Source organism: Variovorax beijingensis, assembly GCF_007828835.1.
GTDB lineage: Bacteria > Pseudomonadota > Gammaproteobacteria > Burkholderiales > Burkholderiaceae_C > Variovorax > Variovorax beijingensis_A.
Genome location: NZ_VIVL01000003.1, coordinates 124,701 through 142,345, shown reverse-complemented (window position 1 = coordinate 142,345; position 17,645 = coordinate 124,701). Strand labels below are relative to the sequence as shown.

Sequence of the window (17,645 nt, the reverse complement as noted above, 5' to 3'; positions counted from 1 at the left end):
CACGCATCATGAAGCTGTTTCCTTCCGGCCATGCCACCCACCCGCAATGGCGCATGGCAGCCGGCCTCGTGCTGGCCCAGTTGCGCGCGCAGATGGCGCTGCCCGACTACGCGGCGTCGCCCACGCTCGGGCTGCTCTATATCACCGACCACTACGCGTCGGATGCGCAGGACATCCTCGACCACCTGAGCGCCGAACTGCCCGAGGTCACCGACTGGTCCGGCACGGTCGGCATCGGCGTCTCGGCCAACAATGCCGAATATTTCGACGAGCCCGGCCTGAGCCTGATGCTCTGCGCATTGCCGAGCGACCAGTACCGCGTGTTCTCCGGCGTGGCGCCGCTGGGCAATTCCGAGATGAGCGGCTTCGAGGCCCATACGGCGCTGGTGCACGCGGACCCCGCCACCCCCGACCTGACCGAACTCATCGGCGAGATGGCGGGCCGCACCAACACCGGCTATCTGTTCGGCGGGCTCTCGTCGGGCCGTGCGGGCGCGCTGCAGTTCGCGGTCGGCGGCAACGGCAACATCCGCGGGCACGGCGCCGCGGGCGGCGTCTTCTCGGGCGGCTTATCGGGCGTGGTGTTCGGCGAAGGCGTGCGGCTGGTGTCGCGCGTCACCCAGGGCTGCCAGCCGCTGCGCTCGGGCGCGGGGCGCGAGCGCGAGATCACCGAAGCCGACGGCAACCTGCTGCTCAAGCTCGACGGCGAGCCCGCGCTCGACGTGCTGCTGGCCGACCTGCAGGTGTCGCTCGAGCGGCCGCAGGAAGCCATCGACGCCGTGCGCGCCACCCTGGTGGGCCTCGCCGACGCCGGCAGTGACGGCATCCGCCGCACCGGTGACCTGGGGGCCGACGTGCTGGTGCGCCACATCATCGGACTGGATCCCACGCGCCGCGGCATCGCGATTGCCGACGTGGCGGAGGCCGGCATGCGCCTGACCTTCTGCCGCCGCAATGCGCAGGCCGCGCGCGCCGACCTGATGCGCATCTGCGCGGAAATCCGCGAGGAACTCGAGCCCGAGGAGCAGACGCTGGCCACCGCACGCGCTGTCGCGGCCGGGGAGGCTGAAGCCGCGCCGCATCCGGCGCGCCGCATCGCGGGCGCCGTGTACGTGAGCTGCTCGGGGCGCGGCGGGCCGCATTTCGGCGCGCCGGGTGCCGAGCTGCAGATCGTGCGGCACGCGCTGGGCGACGTGCCGCTGGTCGGCTTCTTCGCCGCGGGCGAAATCGCCCGCCATCACCTGTACGGCTACACAGGCGTGCTGACGGTGTTCACCAGCAAGGACTGAACCAAGCCCTGCCTGTATTCAGGCCGGTTGCAGCATGGCCGCTGCCGGCGCTGGCAGGCCGGTGAACGCAAAGTCCACCTCGGGCGCGAGCCCGCTCACGATGCGCGCGATCGACTTGCCCGAGCCGCAGGCGTGCGTCCAGCCGAGCGTGCCATGGCCGGTGTTCAGGTACAGGTTCGGCAGTTTCGTCTTGCCGATCAGCGGCACGTTGCTCGGCGTCGCGGGGCGCAGGCCGGTCCAGAACTGGGCCTGCGCGGTGTCGCCGGCGCCCGGAAAAAGTTCTTCGACGCGCCGCACGATCGCCTCGCAGCGCACGCGGTTCAGGTCGCGGTCGTAGCCGTTGAGCTCGGCCGTTCCGGCAATGCGCAGGCGGTCGCCCGAGGCCGAGGTGTAGCGCGAGAACACGAGCTTGAACTCGTCGTCGGTCAGCGAGACCTGGTGCGCCTTGGAGGTATCCTTCACCGGCAGCGTCACCGAATAGCCCTTGGCCGGATAGATCGGCAGCCGAATGCCCAGCGGCGCCGCGTAAAGCGGGCTCAGCGAACCCATCGCGAGCACGAAGGCGTCGCCCCGGATGCGCTGGAAGCGGCCTTCACTGTCGGTGGCTTCGACATGGTCGATGCTGCCGCCGGCCTCGCGCAGCGCCGTGACCGTGTGGCTCATGAGGAACTTCACGCCCGCTGCGGCCGCGCGCTTCGCCAGCTCGCGCGCAAAAAGGTTCGCGTCGCCGGACTCGTCCTCCGCCGTGTAAGTGGCGCCGGCCAGCTTCGGGCGGATGTGGGCGAGGGCGGGCTCGATCTTCACAGCCTCATCGGCCGAGATCACCCGCCGCTCGCAGCCGAGCGCGCGCATCTGCTCGGCCGGCTCCAGGGCGCCGTCGAACTCCTTTTGCGTCGTATAGAAGTGCAGGATGCCCTGCGTGCGCTGGTCGTAGTCCAGGCCGGTGTCGCGGCGCAGCTGCTGCAGCACGTCGCGGCTGTAGGTGCCCAGCCGCACGATCTGCTCGATGTTGTGCCGGGTGCGCGCCGGCGTGCATTCGCGCAGGAACTGCAGGCCCCAGAGCCACTGGCGCATGTCGGCGCGGATGCGAAAGAGCAGCGGTGCGTCTTCCCTGCCCAGCCATTGCAGCACCTTGAGCGGAGCGCTCGGGTTGGCCCAGGGCTCGGCATGGCTGACCGAGATCTGCCCGCCATTGGCAAAGCTGGTTTCGGCGGCCGGCGTGGCCTGCCGGTCGATCACGGTCACTTCGTGGCCGAGTTGCTGGAGGTAGTAAGCAGAAGTCACGCCGAGCAGGCCGGCGCCAAGAACGAACACGCGCATTTCAAGTACCTTTTGAAGATGGGCACCTGAACGGCGGACTTGGTGTGCTACTGATTCAATAGCAAGCAACCGGACGAACGCCGTCCAAGTTGCCGCTCCCCCTGTCCTTGGTACCTGAGAGATTCACCTGTTGCACCTTGCAACGGGTTTGCTCCTTCGGTGCATCGCGCGGGGCGATGGCTCTCCAGACGGCATTTGATGTGGTGCAGTACAGGCCCCTTGTTCGGGCCGACCTGAGCGTTTATGGGAGTTTGCGCCTTCGGTAGGGCAACCCGGGGTTGCCCGCTCTCCTGCAGTGGGGGCAATTGTAGGCGGTGCCTGCGGACAGGCCAACCCTTGAAACTGGCGCTGCGGGGCCGATGGGATAATCGCCCGTTCATTCGCCACAGGGCGATCGTTCGACAACAACAGGGGACCTCATGATCCTGGTAACCGGCGGCGCGGGCTTCATCGGCGCCAACTTCGTACTCGACTGGCTGGCGCAGAGCGACGAGCCTGTCGTGAATCTCGACAAACTGACCTACGCCGGCAATCTCGAGACGCTCGCGTCCCTCAAGGGCGACCCGCGGCACATCTTCGCGCAGGGCGACATCGGCGACAGCGCCCTGGTCGATCGCCTGCTGGCCGAGCACAAACCGCGGGCCATTGTGAACTTTGCCGCGGAATCACACGTCGACCGCTCCATCCACGGCCCCGAAGACTTCGTGCAGACCAACGTGCTCGGCACCTTCCGCCTGCTCGAGTCCGTGCGCGGCTACTGGAGCGCGCTGCCGGCCGAGCAGAAGGCCGCCTTCCGCTTCCTGCACGTGTCCACCGACGAGGTCTACGGCTCGCTCTCCAAGACCGACCCCGCCTTCACCGAAGACAACAAGTACGAGCCCAACAGCCCCTACTCGGCCAGCAAGGCCGCCAGCGACCACCTCGTGCGCGCCTGGCACCACACCTACGGCCTGCCGGTCGTCACCACCAACTGCTCCAACAACTACGGGCCCTTCCACTTCCCCGAGAAGCTCATCCCGCTGATGATCGTCAACGCCCTGGCCGGCAAGCCCCTGCCCGTGTACGGCGACGGCATGCAGGTGCGCGACTGGCTCTACGTGAAGGACCACTGCAGCGCCATCCGCCGCGTGCTCGAAGCCGGCAAGCTCGGCGAGACCTACAACGTCGGCGGCTGGAACGAGAAGCCCAACATCGAGATCGTCAACACCGTCTGCGCCCTGCTCGACGAACTGCGCCCGCGCGCCGACGGCCAGCCCTACAAGGCGCAGATCAGCTACGTCACCGACCGCCCCGGCCACGACCGGCGCTACGCCATCGACGCGCGCAAGCTCGAGCGCGAGCTCGGCTGGAAGCCCGCCGAAACCTTCGACAGCGGCATCCGCAAGACCGTCCAGTGGTACCTCGCCAACGGCGAATGGGTGCGCAACGTGCAAAGCGGCGCCTACCGTGCATGGGTCGAGAAGCAATACGACGCCGCCCCCGCGGCCCAGGCCGCGGCATGAAGCTGCTGCTGCTGGGCAAGGGCGGCCAGGTCGGCTGGGAGCTGCAGCGCAGCCTCGCGCCGCTGGGCGAGCTGGTCGCGCTCGACTTCGACAGCACCGACTTCCACGCCGACTTCAGCCGCCCCGAGCAGCTGGCCGACACGGTGCGCAAGGTGCGCCCCGACGTCATCGTCAATGCCGCGGCCCACACCGCCGTCGACAAGGCCGAGAGCGAGCCCGAGTTCGCGCGCAAGCTCAACGCCACCTCGCCCGGCGTGGTGGCCGAGGCCGCGCAGCAGATCGGCGCGCTCATGGTGCACTACTCCACCGACTACGTCTTCGACGGCAGCGGCAGCACGCCCTGGCAGGAAGACGACGCCACCGGTCCGCTCAGCGTGTATGGCCGCACCAAGCTTGAAGGCGAGCAACTGGTGGCCCAGCACTGCGCGAAGCACCTGATCTTTCGCACCAGCTGGGTCTATGCCGCGCGCGGCGGCAACTTTGCCAAGACCATGCTGCGCATCGCCAAGGAGCGCGATCGCCTGACCGTCATCGACGACCAGTTCGGCGCGCCCACCGGCGCCGAGTTGCTGGCCGACGTCACGGCGCACGCCATCCGCGCCACCTTGCAGGACCCGGCGAAGGCCGGCCTGTACCACGCCGTCGCCGGTGGCGAGACCACTTGGTGCGGCTATGCACGCTTCGTGCTCGAACAGGCCAAGGCGGCGGGCGTCGAACTCAAGGCCGGGCCCGCAGAGGTCGATGCCGTTCCCACCAGCGCCTTCCCCACACCCGCAACACGTCCGGCCAACTCGCGCCTGGACACGCACAAGTTGCAGTCCACCTTTGGCCTGGTGCTGCCGCACTGGCAGCAGGGCGTGGCCCGCATGCTGCGCGAGACCCTTTGACAGCAGCGCTAGCGAAGCACGCAAGAAGCGGAGAACACAACACAATGACCACCACAAAGACCACGCAACGCAAGGGCATCATCCTGGCCGGCGGCTCCGGCACCCGGCTGCACCCCGCCACGCTCGCGCTCAGCAAGCAACTCCTGCCGGTGTACGACAAGCCGATGATCTACTACCCGCTCAGCACGCTGATGCTCGGCGGCATGCGTGACATCCTGATCATCAGCACGCCGCAGGACACGCCGCGCTTCCAGCAACTGCTGGGCGATGGCAGCCAGTGGGGCATCAACCTGCAGTACGCGGTGCAGCCCAGTCCCGATGGTTTGGCGCAGGCCTTCATCATCGGCGACGAGTTCCTGGGCAATGCGCCGAGCGCGCTGGTGCTGGGCGACAACATCTTCTACGGCCACAACTTCGCGAGCCTGCTGGCCGATGCCGATGCGAAGCCCTCCGGCGCCACCGTGTTCGCCTACCACGTGCACGACCCTGAGCGCTACGGCGTGGTGGCCTTCGATGCGCAGGGCAAGGCCAGCAGCATCGAGGAGAAGCCGCTGAAGCCCAAGAGCAGCTATGCGGTGACTGGCCTGTACTTCTACGACAACCAGGTGGTCGACATTGCCAAGGCCGTAAAGCCCAGCGCGCGCGGCGAGCTGGAGATCACGGCCGTCAACCAGGCCTACCTGGACCGGGACCAGCTCAACGTGCAGATCATGCAGCGCGGCTATGCCTGGCTGGACACCGGCACGCACGAGAGCCTGCTGGAGGCCGCGCAGTTCATCCAGACCCTGGAGCATCGGCAAGGCCTCAAGATTGCGTGTCCGGAAGAGATCGCGTGGCGCAACGGCTACATCGACAGCGAGCAGCTGGCCAGGCTTGCCGCGCCGCTGCAGAAGAACGGCTACGGCAAGTACCTGAACCACCTGCTGGCCGAGGAGGTGCGCTCGTGAAGGCCACGCCGACCGCGATCCCCGAAGTGCTGATCATCGAGCCGAAGGTGTTCGGCGATGCACGCGGCTTCTTCTACGAGAGCTTCAACGGCAAGGCGTTCGACGAGGCCGTGGGGCGCCACGTCGAGTTCGTGCAGGACAACCATTCGCGCTCGGCCAAGGGGGTGCTGCGCGGCCTGCACTACCAGATCCAGCAGCCGCAGGGCAAGCTGGTGCGCGTGGTGCGCGGTGCGGTGTTCGACGTGGCGGTGGACATCCGCAGGTCGTCGCCGACGTTTGGCCAATGGGTGGGGGTGGAGCTCAGTGAGGACAACCACAGGCAGTTGTGGGTGCCGGAAGGGTTTGCTCACGGATTCCTTGTATTGAGCGAGACGGCGGAATTTTTGTACAAGACTACCGACTACTACGCGCCGGCGCATGAGCGCTGCATCAAATGGGACGACGCCAAGCTAGGAATTGCATGGCCAAGCGTCGACGCTCATCCGCAGCTATCGGCCAAAGACCAGGCCGGTGCCGCTTTCATCCAAGCTGAAGTCTTCAGTTGATTGACGCCGCAGTCCTGCCCTTGGCCGCCAGGAGCATTCGTGCGAGTGTTTCCTCGAGTGCAGGCTCGGTCAGAACAGCACCTTGCTTCGCCAGCAATACCCGGAGCTTGTTGGGGTTGCCGCACAGCCGATGCACCTCGTTTGCCCTGACGAAGGCCGGATTCACTTCAATTCGAGGACTGTGTGAGGTCATGCGGGCCAACGTCTCGATCACGTAGCGCAGCGCATAGGGGCGCCCCGAACATATGTTGTAGGCCTCGCCCGGCTCCCCATGGGCGAGCAGCAGCAAATAGGCATCGCAGACCATTTGCACGTCGTTGAACTCGCGCTCGACATCGAGGTTTCCAAGGGCAATCGATGGTGCATGCGCCGCAAAGTGCATGGCGAGTTTCGGAATCAGGAAATTCGCATCTTGTCCGGGACCGGTGTAGTTGAATGGGCGAGTGATCACCAGATTCAATCGATCTCGGTACGTTCGCGCCATGTACTCCATTGCCAGCTTGCTCATCCCGTAATGGTTGACTGGCGCTGGTGGCTGGTTCTCGTCGATGGGCGAACGTGCTGTGTTGCCGTAAATATTGGCGCTGCTGGCCAGAAGGACGCGATCAGGTCGTTCAGGCAGCTGCACAAGGGCATCCAGAAGGTTGGTGGTGCCGACCACGTTGACCGCATAAAACGCGGCATCGTTTTCGTGTCCCACGAAGCTTATGGCTGCCAGATGCACCACAGCCTCTGGTGCAACCTCCAGAACTTCCTTGCGGACTGCTTCGCCATGAGTCAGGTCCGACTGAAGCGGGATGATGGTGTGGCCAGCCGCTACAGCTCTCTTAGCGAACAGACGGCCAGTGAATCCCTCTGCGCCCGTCAGCAAAATCTTCAAAACGAAAACCCCTGCCCGTTGCGTCGAATGTCCGCCTCAACCATCATTTGGCAGAGCTGTTCCAAGGTTGTGGAAGGTTCCCAGCCGAGTTTTGCCTTGGCCTTTGCAGGATTGCCAATCAAGAGCTCCACTTCGGCCGGACGATAGAACTTCGGATTGATCCGCATGACAGTCTTGCCGGTCGCTGTGTCGACCGCAGACTCTGCCTCGCCTGAACCTTTGAATTCGACGGTGATGCCGGCGCCTTTGAAAGCCATGCTGACAAAATCACGCACCGTTTCCGTACGGTTGGTGGCAAGCACGTAAGTGTCGGGCTCGTCGACCTGCAGCATCCGCCACATACCTTCGACGTATTCCTTGGCAAAGCCCCAGTCGCGCTTGGCGTCGAGGTTTCCCAACTCCAGCACATCAAGCTTGCCCAACTTGATTTTTGCAACGCCGTCAGTGATCTTGCGGGTGACGAACTCACGGCCACGCAGTGGGCTCTCATGATTGAAGAGGATGCCGCTGCAGCCGAAGATATCGTAGCTCTCGCGGTAGTTGATGGTCATCCAGTGGGCGTAGAGCTTGGCGACGCCGTAGGGGCTGCGTGGGTAGAAGGGAGTGTCTTCTATCTGGGGAATGGCCTGTACCTTGCCGAACATTTCAGAGGTCGAGGCTTGATAAAAGCGAATCTTGGGATTGACCAAGCGGATGGCTTCGAGCAGGTGGAGCGCGCCGACTCCCGTGATTTGCGCCGTAGCGGCGGGCTGATTGAAGCTGACACCGACGAAGCTCTGGGCCGCGAGGTTGTAGACCTCGTCGGGATTTGCATCTTTGATCAGCGTGATCGAACTGCCCAGGTCCGTCAGGTCGTATTCCACGAGATGAAGGTCGGGATGAGCCTGAATGCCAAGCTCCTCGATACGCCAGAAGTTGACCGAACTGGTGCGGCGGTAGGTGCCGTGGACGATGTAACCTTTTGAGAGCAGTAGTTCGGCCAGGTACGCGCCATCCTGGCCTGTAATACCCGTGACAACCGCGCATTTCTTTTCCATGTGATCTTTCATTCCCCGGGGGATCGTTGCCCCTTGATTTAACTTTGAGCCAAGGCCGGTATTTTCCACCAGCCGCTTCTGGACAGCATTTTCCACCAACTACGTCCCGCACCAGATGCGCAGCGAGGCTGGGCAAGTCCCCCCTCAGTTGCGGCTCGATCGGAAAAGTGCATCTACGTCAATCAGAGACTTGAGAAAGGCCTTGGCTGCCTGCTCATCGGGACGGTCGTCAGGTGTGGTTGTTGGACTCAGGTAGAGCGGGTGAACCTCGACGTCCAGTGAATGCTGCCCAACCCTGCCACCGGGATTGGTAGCGATCTGGAAAAACCGAACACGCACGCCTGATTGGCGCAATTTTCGGTAGAACTCCGCGTGTTCGACGGTCGAGTCTGGCGAAGCAATGAGGACGGCAAAGAAATCCCCCGCACGAAAGTCGATCGGTTCGTCGGCGAGTGCGTCGGCGGGAAGCTTTCGAAGCGCGAGCGCATATCGTCTGGCATAGCAATAGTCCGGCTTGCCGCTCTCTGATGCGCAAACAGGTTCGACCCTGTAGCCCTCGAGATCGACGTCCAACGACCCTCGTATCAAGCAATCCAGCGTCTGCCGTGTTTGTGTGCCGTTCTCGGCCAAGCCGGAGACATCAATGAACAACTGCCGCCGTGACATTGGGAGCGGAAGGGTCTCGGCGATTGCCGAGGCAAGTTCGAGGGCTTCGTGATGACCGTCCGTGGATTGGACCAGAGGATCAGCCTCCCCAATAGCTCGAATCAATGCTGTGCGGCCAGTACTGGCGCGCTGCATGAAGCGCTCAATCACCTCAGCATAGAGCTTTGCACAGGTTGTTGGCGCATGCAGTGTCTCCACGATGGCCTGACCTTTTGCGCCCAATGCGAGGCGTCCGGCCAAATCGTGCCACTGGCTCTCGAGGGCTTCAATCAATTGAGCGTCATCGAAATCATCCTCGAGCATGAAGACGGCATCGCGAGGCAGAAAGGCCATGGAGCCATGGGCGTTGACGATGGTCGGTATGCCCCGACTCATCGTATCGAGCACGGCCGCAGAGGTTTCTCCTCGCGACTGTGCCCGAAGTTGGACCGCTAGATCAGCTGCTGCAAGATAACGGCGATACGTTTCGGAGGAAGCCCAACCCGTGATCTCCACGTCTTCGTCCCGGCCACCCTGCGCAATCTGTCGCAGCAACTCGGCGCCATACTCATCTGAGGGGTTCTCTCCCACGAAGCGCAGCTTGCAACGCGGGTCTTTCGCAAGAGAGGATGCTTGCCATGCTTGAAGCACTCGATGGGCCAGTTTTGCGGGGCCAAGGAGCCCGAAGCTGCAAACCAGAAAATCATCCGGTTTTAACCCCAGATCCTCGCGCGCCCGCTGCCGCTCGCCAGGATCCCTTGGTGCCGGTGCGCGCAGCAGCGGCACCATCTCCATATTCTCAGCAATGGAGCCATACCAGTTCCGAGCAAGGTCGATCGCGTGCGGCGAGTGCACGATCACGCCCTGTGCATATCGCAGGATGTCGAGGCTGCACGGATATTTGTAGATCGTGTCCTTGACATCATTAGTCCGGAACCGCTTGATGACTGCCGGATAGCCGTGCGAGCTGTAGAGTGCACGGACCCATGCATGCGGCTGTCCAGCGCCGAACTCTCTGAATGCCTGAGCCCCGCTCAGGTAGAAATCGTGCAAAACAACAACACCAGGTATTTCCTCCAAGAGGAGAAACATGTGCTCGTGAAATTCCGAATTTCCGAAGTGATAGAGCACTCTATCGAAGAGGGCTGAATGCCTTCGGAACCACTCGAGCGAACGAACAGGAAAGGATGTTGTCAGGTAGGCATCGGTCGTAGTGCCCAAGGCAGCCACGAGATCTATCTCGTAGTGTTGCGCCAAGGCTGGAAGTAATTCGGCGCTGTAGTCGGCTATGCCGCTTGGTTGGGGAGGCAGCGGCGAGAGAAAGGCCAATCGCGGACGGGGATGCTGCAGCGCTGGTGGTCCGGATGGCGCGCGGTTCGATGACCGATGGAGCGCCTCGAATCCTTCGATCGCGCGCCGAGCCGATTCATCCCAAGAGAACTTCCGGGCCTGCGTCAGCCCATGTTCTCTCAAGGCCGATCGGAATCCTTCATCGGTCAAACCTTGGGCCATCTTTGTAGCCATGGCCAAGTCGTTTCTCGGCTCGAACAGTGCATCTCGACGGCCAATGACTTCCGGAAGGCTTGACGTATTGGCTGCGATCACAACGGCACCGCAATGCATGGCCTCCAGTGCGGGGAGACCGAAACCCTCGTGCCATGAAGGAAAGACGAACAGGCTGCACAGGTTGTAGAGATCCACGAGATCTTGCTCCGGCACAAAGCCGGTGACAACGAGTTTGCCGCCTTCCAACCCCGATTTTTCTGCCAGTTCTAGCAGTGCCTTGCGATCTTCAGGGCGGGCAGAGCAGACGATCGCCAGTTGATGTCGCGCCACGATTTCGGGCGGGAGAAGCCCGAAAGCCCTTACGAGGCCTTCGAGGTTCTTTCGCACGTCGATGCCGCCCGTGTACATCACAAATGGTTGGTTTAAACCGTAGCGGTCGCGAAGCTCCTGCTCACGCTGCGCGGTTGGTCTTGCCATTTTGAAGTGGTCGTAGGCAGCAGTCGAAATATTGATGCAGCGGTCTCCCGCCAGGCCGAGATGATCGATGCCTTCCTGGCGAGAAGACTCCGAGATTGCCAACCACATGTCGGCGCGGCGGAGCGATTCGACTTTTCGCATATACCACGAGCGGATCCTGTCCTGCTCCAGATAGGGGCGGGCATTGATCAGGGGAATCAGGTCGTAGAGCGTGACGGCGGTGGGCTGACGAACGAAGCTGCCAATACTGGTGACGGCAGCATCATCCAGCCCCTCGAACAGGCTGGAGACATGCACCACATCCGGCTGGAGCGAGGCTAGAAAAGCTTCATAGAGTTTCTCTCTCGCCCTGCGGCTGCCGGGGCTCGCACGATCCGAATAGAGAGGAGGGTGCCAAACGCGAAAATTGCGCGGCTCGATTATTCCGTCGAATGTGGACTGGATCTCGTCAATGGCATCCGGAAAGCGTCCGTTCAATGCCAAGACAATTTCGTGATTCCGTGCCCGCCGGGCGATCGCCTGGGCTAATGAGGACGTATAGCGTCCGATGCCGCGTTTTCTGTTGCCCAGGGACAGGGCGCCCTGGAGATCGATGACGATGCGCATCAAGTGCCTTCCATGCGCTCTTGCTGCCGCATCAATTGGCGAAAGAGGACGCTGGCGTCCGGTGATAGCCGCGCAGGTAGTGCGTGCACTCCCTGGACTTCGTTCTTAAGCGGCGCTGTCGAAGGGGTGGTAGCGATGGCGCGCAAACGCTGCGCCAGCGGCGGAACCAGCGCCACCCCGCCAGCGGCCATGCGCCTGAGAGCAGGGTAGTGTGCAAGTGCCTTTATCGTCGTGCGCAAGAGTGTCTTGACGCGCCGCTTTAGGCCACTCGTGAGTCGGCCGTCGCGGATGGCTGATCCGAGCCGTGGAGCGAATTTTCCGGCGAGGCGCAAAGGGGCTGTGATACGCCATGATGTACTGCTCATGATGGCCTCGCCCTGCTGTCGGACAACCTCGAGTTGTGTCTCGACAAGCGCAGTCCGCGCCTCTGCTTGCGCCGCCTGTTCTGCGAAGGCGGCGGCTCGGGCTTGCGATTGCTCCTCACGAGACACCGCACAATGGAGCTGCATCTCGACGTCCGCAATCCGCTCGCGCAAGGCGGCCATTTCTTCCATGAGGGTTGCCTGTGCTTCTTGATGCCCTTCCATGAGAGCTGCTATGGCTTGTTGGTGCCCTTCCATGAGAGTCTCTTGGGCTTGTTGGTGCCGTGAGATCAGTCCTCTACACCAGAGGCTCGAAGCGGTGCCGCTGAGTTCGGCATTGTCGAAGACATTGGGAGGCAACTTCAGTTTGTCGGCCAAGTCCGCGTGCTCGGATGCCGTGTAGAAACGATTCAAGCCATCGAAATATACAAAGTGGTAGCCGGCATCGATCAACAGACTGTCGGCACCGGCATAGTTGAGTTCTTCTGAAAGAGGGATGGTCGCTTCGATCACTATGATCCAAGGGCGAAGGGCCTTGCTGTCCCAGCCTCGGAGCACTTGCTCTTCAAATCCTTCGACATCGATCTTGAGCCAGTGGACCTGCTGCCCGTTCAGCGACGCCAGAGCGGTCGACATCGGAAGCATGGGAACCTGAACGACTTCCGTCGCGAAGCCATGTTCCGACGAATGGGTGTTGGCATAAGCCTTCACCCCGGTGCTCAAACCAGTTCCAGCTATGACATTGAGGTCGAGCACGCCCGCGTGATCGGATAACGCCACCTGAAGCACCGTCTCGTCTGGCCGATCCTGCCGCAGTAACGCCGCGTAGGCGGGAACCGGCTCCACATGAACGCCACGCCAGCCGCGCTCGTAGAAGGCCTTGCTGACAGAGTCCACAACAGGATGCTGGGCCCCGACGTCGACGTACGTACCCTTAGGAATGTGCCCGAGCGCACGCCAAAGGATGACGTCCTCAAAATTCTGAGCGTAGGAAGTTGTGGTCATGAGGGCGCGTTCGAACTCATCGGAGAAAGAAGTCACGGCCACGGGCGATCCCGCATGGAAGCCGCCGGAATGTCCTACCTGATCGTGATGTTACGGAGCGTGCGTAGAAATGCCGGGCCGATGCGATCGGGTGAAAATCGACGCGCATACTCTCTGCCTGCGTCGGCGTACCGGGTATAGCTTTTCTCTCCTCGGCCTTCGCGCCAGTCGGCCGACTGTACCTGACTCATCACCGACTGCAGCGCATGCGCGAATTCTCCAATATCACCGGTTCGAACCATCGTACCGAACTTGCCCGCGACATCGTGGGTGTTCGAGTTGTCATAGACAACCACGCGACAGCCGCTCGCGATGGCTTCGATGATCGGAACGCAGAAGCCTTCGTGATAAGTCGGCAAGGCAAAGACATCGGCTTCGCTGAGGAGCCTGTGTTTCATTTCATCCGAGGCGCTCCCATGGATTCGAATCAACAAATTCGCACTATGTCGCTGATGGATGTCTGCAATCATCTTCTCCATGGTCGCGATCATGTCGGGATTCGAGAAGGCGAGGTTGCCGACGAAGTCCAACTGCACTGGTGCACTCATTTGATGGCTTGAGGCCAAGTGGTCGATCGCTGCGAGCAATTCGTGGGGGCCCTTGGACTGGGTGAATCGGCCGATAAAGACGATTCGCACAGTGCCATCGGAAAAACTCGGTTTTCTTTCCGGCACGCTGATCTTTGAATGAACCGCCAGCGGGACTATCGAGGCCGGCGTACTCAATCCGTGCGATCGCAAGACGTTGAGATTGGTATTGCTATCGCAAATGACATGATCGGCCCACCGAATGTTGTCGAGTTGAGCAATCGATTTATCAATGAGCCATCGATCTTTCTCGGGAACCAGGGCGCGGGGAGTGATATTGTGGAAGACAACGACTTTTTGCGTCTGCTTAGGAACGATCGGAAAAAGATTGAAAAGCGAATAGTAGATGCCAAAATGGAAAACGACGAGATCGCTTTTTAAGAAATGCGGATGGCTTGCGATATCGGCAACACTTCGGCAGAGTGTGAAAGGCAGTTCAGAGTGATCGCATTGGAATGCGAAGAGCCGAATGTCCTCGTGCCCCGCTTGCTTTAGGAAGCCGAACTCATCCTGAATTGCATTGGAAATCGCGTCATTTCGTACGCAGACGCTGTTCACGTACGATATTTTCATCGTTCGTTCTGTTGGGTGAGCCGGATGTTTCGAGCAGTCTTGTAGAGAGCGGCACTCTGTGCGGCCATTCGGGCTACAGAGAAGTGTTCACGGAATCGCTCATGACCCGCTTGGCCGAACTGCTGCCTGAGGGATTCGGATCGCACCAGCCGCAGGATGGCCTCTGCGAGTTCTTTGGTGTTTCCGGGGGGGACAAGCAGGCCACATACGCCGTCTTCGACCACCTCCGGCATGCCGCCCGCCGAGCATCCGATGACCGGTTTTGCCGCGCGCATTGCTTCGAGAAAAACCAAACCGAATGACTCGAATCGGCTCGGTGCCACAAAAACATCGCAACTCGCATAGGCTGAACTGAGCGTCGTCGCATCGACGTGACCCTCGAAACGGACCTGCGCGGCGAATTTTCTACCGCTCTCCGATGCAAGGAAGTCCTCGGCGTAGGTCTTCCCGGAAGGCGAGAGCTGGCTTTTGTCCCCGATGATCCTGAAAACCAGGGATGGGACCTCTTCGAGTACGCGCGGTATGGCGGCGAGTAGCACGTCGATGCCTTTGCGTGCTTCCAAGCGGCCTACAAAGAGAACGACGGTTGCGGCATCGTCTGTTGCCGTCTCGACGATCTTCGCTGGCTTCAATCCGTGCGGTATGACTTGGACTTTTGTATCGTCGAATCGGAAACCGTATGCCTTCTCGATTTCTGTACGGATCGCTCGGCTGTTGGCTCGAACCCCGTCGGAGTTCTCCATCAGCAATCGCTCGGCTTTCAGCAGCGGCGTACTGTAGGACGCCATCCACTCGGGATCTTGTCGCCGTTCTGGATGCGAGTCCAACCAGAAATGGTGCGTCGTATGAAGACTCGTGATCAGCGGCCACCGGCGGTCGAACAAGAAGGCCGCACCCTCGCAATCCCAGATCGGAGCTTCAACGACGTCGACTGTGCGATGCGTTGCGATCCGTGCGGTTTCGGCATGCGCACTCGCCGACCAGTTCCAGATGTCCTGGGGCAATCCAATTTCTGCGGACTCCGGTAAATGAAGGTGTTTTTTGGGAACGATGCGGTGGACCCATACCCCATTTTCGAAATCGACGCGATTGATGTCAGGGCTCTGAGCAATGACATGGACGATGTTGCCGCGCGCCGCATAGGCCTCCGCTAGGTCGCGACTGAAGGTGGCGATGCCGTGGCTGTGGTCCGGTGGGTAGCCTTTGGAAATCAGTACCAGTGTGCACTGATCGGCATCAGGCAATGGGGGGAATGGCATGAACTCCCCGGACCATGCGCTTCGCTTGGCCCCATCGATCATTGCATCCGGCTTCGGACCTTCTAGGCCGCGGCGCAGCCCGGTTTCGACCGCACGCTCGACATCCCGATTGAACGTTGCGACGTCTTCGGCGGAAACCAGACCTGCTTCGAAGGCCGATGCCATCTCCGTGCGCTGGTATTCGATGAATGTCGACTGCTCGCGCAACAGGACTTCGGGTGGATAGAACTCTCGCGCATGCTTCAGGATGAAGTAGATTTTGTTCTTGATGATCGGATAGCGATGGCGTGGTACCCGATTGACCCCGCGAATATTGCTCGGCGCGAACTTGTGATGAACGTACGCATTGGGGAGCTGTGCAATCAGATACCCGGCATCAACGATGCGCGCGCAAACGTCGGTTTCGTCGAGAAAATATTCGAACTCTTCGTCGAATCCCCCGATCTCGAGCAGTGCGGAGGTCTTGAACGACGAGTTCGCGCCAAGAAGGTGGGGGAAGCGCAGGCTCTTGGGATAGGACAGGTGCGGCATCGGCGTCCGGACTGAGGAGTCCCCATGGCCGAAGCGATCAATTACGCAATACTGAGCCTGAAAGTCGTATCCGGTGTGATCGAACACGAAGCCGCCGGCGGCACCGACTTGCGGATCTTCGTAGGCGGCCGCCAGCTGTTCCAGCCATTCCGGTTCGGGGATGGCGTCGTCGTCGATGAACGCGACGATCTCACCGCGCGCGAGACATATGCCGATGTTCCTTGAGACGGAGAGATTGGCAGCCGGACACCGTGCGGCCCGGACACGGCCTTTCCAGCGGGCAATGACTTCTTCGGAGTTGTCTGTCGAAGGACCGTTGACGACGATGACCTCGAAATCCCCTTGATAACGGAGCCACTGAAAGCTCTCGATGGTTGCGTGAAGGCTTGGCCCCCGGTTGAGGGTGTTGATGACGATCGAGATCGCGGGTTTCTTTTCTTGTCGAACCTTCATTGAAGAGCCTTCCCCTTCTGGGCAATGACCTCGAATTCCAGGTCGTTGCCATTGCGACGAGCTTCACCAACTAATTGGATGTTGGCAAAGCCTGCCTCCAGAAGCAACTGCGTCAACGTCTCTGCCGTAAACACATTGAGGCGAGGTCCATCATCTTCCGTGGTGTGCAGGCCGAAGAGCGAGTTGCGCAGATCGTCGTGCGAGATGGTGCCAAGTGAGTACCCGCGCATCATCGCCTCGGAGTCCAAAGCGGTTACATGAAGCCGTCCCTCGGGGGCGAGCAGTTTGTACAGGCGTGGCAGGAGCGACTCGCTCAACTGCTCGGGGGAGAAGCGCTCCAGAACGCGAGACGCGTAGATGTCGTGGACCTGGGCATTCTCGAGGGACAAGTTGTCGAGGTGAGAAACATTAGCGGTGTGCGGTAAGGGATAATCCATGATGAACTGCCCGTTCTGTGGCCCGCTGCCACTTCCTAGCTTGACTTGCCGATTTCTATCTGCAGGAGATGGCCTGTTAGCCGGCTGCACCGTAGACTGACCGGCCTCGGGCTTTAGTGCCTCAATCTCTCGACGGAGTGCTAGTACGTCACGCGTCAATTGTCGGAGTGTGATCGGTGCAGTTTTTGTGAGATTTTCTTGATCGCGATCAAGGTTGGCTTGACGATGATTGATATCGGACAAGGTGTCGAGCAGTTGCGGCAATTGCTGCGTCAAAAAGACCTGCTGTCGATCATTGGAGACGGGAAGGCGCACCACTGCGATGCCGATTCGCACAAAGCGACCGATACCAGGCTTCGAGGCTAACCAACGTGCAGCGCGTCTAAGTAGTTGCTTCATCTTCTCAATTTTTGAATGTTATGGGTTGCGCGCCGAGGAACCATCCTTGGTTCATGCATAGGGGGAGAGGTGGAAAAATTTGGCGATGGACTGCACTCTCTACTTTGATTGTCTACGAATTTCAACAGGTCAGATCGACGCGGTGCGGCTCGACGGCGGGAAGGATCAGGGACTGGTACTCGGTATCGTTGCCTTTTCACTCTCGATGTGCGGGGCGTGCTACATGTCAGAGTTCACTCCCATCCAAACTAGATTATCCGTTTGCCACTGATGAATCCAATAGTGACACAAGTAAGAGAAGTGTTTCGTTCGATCAGCCCCTACGTTCGAAAGGCTGCGAAGGCCATCTGGTGGATGCT

Annotated in this window: 13 protein-coding genes and 2 riboswitches; of the genes, 5 read left to right on the top strand and 8 right to left on the bottom strand. The window is 61.0% G+C overall.

Annotated features, from left to right (window positions below):
• The first annotated feature begins 8 nt into the window (after positions 1-8).
• The gene (locus FB547_RS11270; protein ID WP_145742245.1) at positions 9-1,289 is read left to right on the top strand and encodes an FIST N-terminal domain-containing protein; all 1,281 of its coding nucleotides are present in this window, start codon (positions 9-11) and stop codon (positions 1,287-1,289) included.
• 18 nt (positions 1,290-1,307) lie between these two features.
• Here the strand turns inward: FB547_RS11270 and FB547_RS11265 are convergent, their stop codons facing one another.
• On the bottom strand, positions 1,308-2,609 hold the full coding sequence (locus FB547_RS11265; RefSeq protein WP_145742243.1) for a D-amino acid dehydrogenase: 1,302 nt from the start codon (positions 2,607-2,609) through the stop codon (positions 1,308-1,310).
• A 91-nt stretch (positions 2,610-2,700) separates the two neighbouring features.
• Positions 2,701-2,807, bottom strand: a riboswitch (glycine riboswitch).
• A 7-nt stretch (positions 2,808-2,814) separates the two neighbouring features.
• Positions 2,815-2,912, bottom strand: a riboswitch (glycine riboswitch).
• Positions 2,913-3,028: 116 nt separating this feature from the next.
• Here FB547_RS11265 and rfbB point away from each other — a divergent pair.
• From rfbB to rfbC, 4 genes are read left to right on the top strand one after another with little or no spacing between them, the layout of a single operon-like run.
• On the top strand, positions 3,029-4,111 hold the full coding sequence (rfbB, locus tag FB547_RS11260; RefSeq protein ID WP_145742241.1) for a dTDP-glucose 4,6-dehydratase: 1,083 nt from the start codon (positions 3,029-3,031) through the stop codon (positions 4,109-4,111).
• Positions 4,108-4,998: a dTDP-4-dehydrorhamnose reductase gene (gene rfbD, locus FB547_RS11255; RefSeq protein WP_145742239.1), complete on the top strand. Its 891-nt coding sequence runs from the start codon at positions 4,108-4,110 to the stop codon at positions 4,996-4,998. Before rfbB ends, rfbD begins: the two co-directional genes overlap by 4 nt.
• A 44-nt stretch (positions 4,999-5,042) precedes the next feature.
• Positions 5,043-5,945, top strand: a complete 903-nt coding sequence (gene rfbA / locus FB547_RS11250) for a glucose-1-phosphate thymidylyltransferase RfbA (RefSeq protein WP_145742237.1) — start codon at positions 5,043-5,045, stop codon at positions 5,943-5,945.
• Positions 5,942-6,490: a dTDP-4-dehydrorhamnose 3,5-epimerase gene (gene rfbC, locus FB547_RS11245; RefSeq protein ID WP_145742235.1), complete on the top strand. Its 549-nt coding sequence runs from the start codon at positions 5,942-5,944 to the stop codon at positions 6,488-6,490. Before rfbA ends, rfbC begins: the two co-directional genes overlap by 4 nt.
• On the opposite strand, the gene FB547_RS11240 is transcribed toward rfbC, so the two are convergent.
• From FB547_RS11240 to FB547_RS11210, 7 genes are all read right to left on the bottom strand, one after another.
• Complete coding sequence (locus FB547_RS11240; RefSeq protein WP_145742233.1) at positions 6,483-7,370, bottom strand: GDP-mannose 4,6-dehydratase; 888 nt, start codon at positions 7,368-7,370, stop codon at positions 6,483-6,485. The genes rfbC and FB547_RS11240 overlap by 8 nt on opposite strands.
• A complete protein-coding gene (gene gmd / locus FB547_RS11235) occupies positions 7,367-8,407 on the bottom strand; it encodes a GDP-mannose 4,6-dehydratase (protein WP_145742968.1) in 1,041 nt (346 codons plus the stop codon). Before gmd ends, FB547_RS11240 begins: the two co-directional genes overlap by 4 nt.
• A gap of 144 nt (positions 8,408-8,551) precedes the next feature.
• The gene (locus FB547_RS11230; protein ID WP_145742231.1) at positions 8,552-11,641 is read right to left on the bottom strand and encodes a glycosyltransferase; all 3,090 of its coding nucleotides are present in this window, start codon (positions 11,639-11,641) and stop codon (positions 8,552-8,554) included.
• The gene (locus tag FB547_RS11225) at positions 11,641-13,008 is read right to left on the bottom strand and encodes an FkbM family methyltransferase (protein ID WP_145742229.1); all 1,368 of its coding nucleotides are present in this window, start codon (positions 13,006-13,008) and stop codon (positions 11,641-11,643) included. The genes FB547_RS11230 and FB547_RS11225 overlap by 1 nt, the downstream gene beginning before the upstream one ends.
• Positions 13,009-13,082: 74 nt before the next feature.
• Complete coding sequence (locus FB547_RS11220) at positions 13,083-14,207, bottom strand: glycosyltransferase family 4 protein (RefSeq protein WP_145742227.1); 1,125 nt, start codon at positions 14,205-14,207, stop codon at positions 13,083-13,085.
• Positions 14,204-16,450, bottom strand: coding sequence for a glycosyltransferase (locus FB547_RS11215; protein ID WP_145742225.1), 2,247 nt, complete (start codon positions 16,448-16,450; stop codon positions 14,204-14,206). The genes FB547_RS11220 and FB547_RS11215 overlap by 4 nt, the downstream gene beginning before the upstream one ends.
• On the bottom strand, positions 16,447-17,286 hold the full coding sequence (locus FB547_RS11210) for a hypothetical protein (protein WP_145742223.1): 840 nt from the start codon (positions 17,284-17,286) through the stop codon (positions 16,447-16,449). The genes FB547_RS11215 and FB547_RS11210 overlap by 4 nt, the downstream gene beginning before the upstream one ends.
• Positions 17,287-17,645 lie beyond the last annotated feature (359 nt).

Excerpts from the sequence above, each read along its gene's own strand:
- gmd (WP_145742968.1), bottom strand. The coding sequence starts at position 8,407 with ATGGAAAAGAAATGCGCGGTTGTCACGGGTATTACAGGCCAGGATGGC.
- rfbB (WP_145742241.1), top strand. The coding sequence starts at position 3,029 with ATGATCCTGGTAACCGGCGGCGCGGGCTTCATCGGCGCCAACTTCGTA.
- FB547_RS11230 (WP_145742231.1), bottom strand. The coding sequence starts at position 11,641 with ATGCGCATCGTCATCGATCTCCAGGGCGCCCTGTCCCTGGGCAACAGA.
- rfbA (WP_145742237.1), top strand. The coding sequence starts at position 5,043 with ATGACCACCACAAAGACCACGCAACGCAAGGGCATCATCCTGGCCGGC.
- FB547_RS11220 (WP_145742227.1), bottom strand. The coding sequence starts at position 14,207 with ATGAAAATATCGTACGTGAACAGCGTCTGCGTACGAAATGACGCGATT.
- rfbD (WP_145742239.1), top strand. The coding sequence starts at position 4,108 with ATGAAGCTGCTGCTGCTGGGCAAGGGCGGCCAGGTCGGCTGGGAGCTG.
- FB547_RS11225 (WP_145742229.1), bottom strand. The coding sequence starts at position 13,008 with ATGACCACAACTTCCTACGCTCAGAATTTTGAGGACGTCATCCTTTGG.
- FB547_RS11215 (WP_145742225.1), bottom strand. The coding sequence starts at position 16,450 with ATGAAGGTTCGACAAGAAAAGAAACCCGCGATCTCGATCGTCATCAAC.
- FB547_RS11210 (WP_145742223.1), bottom strand. The coding sequence starts at position 17,286 with ATGAAGCAACTACTTAGACGCGCTGCACGTTGGTTAGCCTCGAAGCCT.
- FB547_RS11265 (WP_145742243.1), bottom strand. The coding sequence starts at position 2,609 with ATGCGCGTGTTCGTTCTTGGCGCCGGCCTGCTCGGCGTGACTTCTGCT.
- FB547_RS11270 (WP_145742245.1), top strand. The coding sequence starts at position 9 with ATGAAGCTGTTTCCTTCCGGCCATGCCACCCACCCGCAATGGCGCATG.